General features: G+C 58.8%; 1 protein-coding gene and 1 pseudogene. Both read right to left on the bottom strand.

Annotated elements, in window-relative coordinates:
• The coding region (locus tag ACE4YL_RS09185) for a hypothetical protein (protein WP_461369563.1) at positions 1–1,020 on the bottom strand (1,020 nt) is incomplete at its 3' end.
• Positions 1,013–2,929, bottom strand: a pseudogene (locus ACE4YL_RS09190) (hypothetical protein); the annotation flags it as partial. The gene ACE4YL_RS09185 and the pseudogene ACE4YL_RS09190, both read right to left, overlap by 8 nt.

Below are 2,929 nucleotides of genomic sequence, written 5' to 3' on the forward strand. Positions count from 1 at the left end.
CTGGACGTTGATCGCCGGGTCGTCCGCGATCGCCTCGTAGACCCCGGTGCCCCCTTCCAGCGCCCGGCGGGCGAGGATCTCCGCGTCGAGCCGTTCGTCCACCAGGATCGGGAACATACCCTGGTAAGTCAGAGCGACCGCGGCACCGGTTCCTGGCGCGACTTCGGCCGTCAGGACGTTCGAGCCATAGGACCAGTAGAAGTCCCGGCCCTCGTGCAGGCCGGTGACGCCGAGCGTCTTCGGCACTCCATTCACCGTCACCGCCGAGGCCGTGCCGACAGGGAATGGCACCTCGAAAAGTTTCTGGCCAGCCTCTGCTGCGACCACGGTATCGATTCGAGGATCCGTAAGCGCCGTCCCGGCCCGGACGATCTGCCGGTTCCGGTAGAGGTCTCGGGATTCGCTAATCTTCAGGTTGCGCCAGTTCTGCGTGTCGTCACCGATCGCGAACGGTGCAGTGTTCCGGTCTTTCGGGGTGAAATGCAGCCGTTTTGCGTAATCGATATACCAGATATATCCAGCGAGTTCAGCGATCTCGTCGAACGCCTGACTTGCGGGCACGTAGTTGAAGACGAACTTCTCGATCGCCGGCCCGTTCTCCACCGCCGACGTGTCGATGCCTTCCGTGACTCCTCCAAAGACGAAGAACCTGCTGACGATATCCCGGATCACGTCTCCAGCGTAGACCACCGGGTTGTCCTCGTCGGGCTGGTAGACGTAGGCTACCAGGTGCCGGTCGGCGATCTGATTGTAGTCAACGCAGGCGAGTCGTTTGAACCGGACTCGTTCGCCCGGGTCGATCTCTTCATCGACCGAGTCGACGGTGCCGGCAAATATGATGGCAGTGGTTTCGTCCCGAATCTCGACGACCTGCCCGACCTCGACCACGTCGTCGAACGGTGGATGATCGACTGTCGAGAGGGTTGCAGCAGTCCGAGTCCCAAGTGCTGCAGAGATCGAGAGGGTTCCCGCCCGGTATGCGGCCGGTGCTCCTCCGATCATCACCTGGAGATCAGCCATTCAATGCTCCTCCGGTCCGGCGGTTCCAGGTGCGGAACAGGGTCTCGCCGATAACGTTGCCGTCCAGTTCAACCACGACTCGTGTCTCCCCGCCGATCCTATCGAGAGCACGGGCAACACAACCAAGATCTGGAGCTGTGAGAGATGTCGGGACAGCCAGGTCCGGGATCATCGCGTTAGGGATGCTGGGCGGGGCGAAGACAGGCCATCTAAATGCAGGCTGTTCAGGTTCCCGGGATCTGTCGGGTTCAAACTCAGCATCAATATCTTCGTCTTCCTCTTTCCCCTCATCCGCGTCTGGTCGATACACTTCCTCCACATCCTGCGTAAGGCGCGCTATGAGGCGTTCAGGCCAGTTCGTTACTAACACTGAGACTACACCCGTCAGATCCAATATCGTCGGGATTTTGGGCATCGGGACTGACGATTGCTCCGCCCGCACCTCTACACTACTGTCGATAGTAGGTGTTTTTGGTGTCGGGACTTCGATCGCTGGATGATCGGGGATCGATATCTCGGGGGTACTGATCGATAGAGTGCGATCTTCTTGTTCTGGGAGTTCGGGGATCGGTACATCTACTCCCCCGATACGGGGGGTGGGTTCAGATGTTACTGACACCTGATCGGCTGAGCCTTCCTGATCGAACTCTGCGTCGATATCATCATCTTCCAGGCTTGACGGCCAGTTCGAGACTGTGACCGGGATCGGTGTCGCAATATTAGATGATATCGGGACGGGTGCGTCTACAGTCACAGATACTGATGTATCTACATCAGGAATTGTTACAGAGGGTGACTCTATTGTCGGGAGGGTGGGTACCGACGGGTCTTCGTCCGGTGTCGGAGGCGCCCCGATGTCCGGCATCTCTACTGATACCTCGATCGTAGTATCGATATCAGGTACCGGAACTTCCTGCTCTTCCAGCGGAGGTATTTCGATGTCGGGCTGTTCAGATACCGGGATGTTGATATCCGGGATCTCCACGAAAGGTGTCTCGACAATATCGATATACTCTAGTTCGATGTCAGGGAGATCCGGTTCGATATCTGGAATCAATGGTTCGACTTCTTCCACCTCGACCATCGGGAGGGAGGGTTCCACCGGCGGTTTCGGGGTAGGTATGGGTCGAGGAGGGAGAGGAGGACTCGCAGGTAGAATCGAGGGCTGTTCGGCAACCTCCTCCTCCATGTCCTCGAACTCTGCGTCGATATCCTCCTCGTCAGAGGCGAGGAACTCGTCGATCGCCTGCGGCCAGTTTGTCACCGTAACCGGGAGTGCGGCCACCCGGGATAGGTCCACGGCCGGGGTCATTGTGGAGACCGTAACTTCTGGTGCCTCGATATCGACGTTCGAGGTGACGGGGCCAGGGGCGAGGGGGGCCGGTGTATCTTCCTCCGGGGGTTCGGCAGGCACGAGCATATCGCTCCAGTTCTCCACAGAGACCGGGAGAGGTGTCTCGACGGCCGGCACCGTGACGGTAGATACCACCGGCTCCAGGATCTCGGGTGCCTCGATATCGACGTCTGAGATCTCCGGTTCCGGTGTGGTGACGGCCACCACAGGTGCCACAGAAGTAGTTTCCGCGATCGGAGGTGCAGAAGTCTTCACCTGGTCAAGGAGAGTTTGTTCCTGAACGACAACCTCCTCGTCGTCTTCGAACTCTGCGTCGATATCCTCCTCGTCAGAGGAGAGGAACTCGTCGATCGCCTGCCCGTATGCCGTCTCGCTCCACCGAGGGATCTTGATCTGAGGAGCCCGTATGTCGCCGACACTCAGGGAGATCCGGGGTATGAGCGGACCCATACTGATGCCGAGCATCCCTGCTACTGCTGCGGCCGCTCTGTTGACGGCGTCGATCCACTTGTTGATCTCGTTCTCGATGAACTTGAGGATATTTTTGAACAGGTC

The organism is Candidatus Darwinibacter acetoxidans (assembly GCF_041936445.1).
In the GTDB taxonomy this organism is placed as follows: Bacteria; Bacillota; Limnochordia; order Darwinibacteriales; family Darwinibacteriaceae; genus DTU010.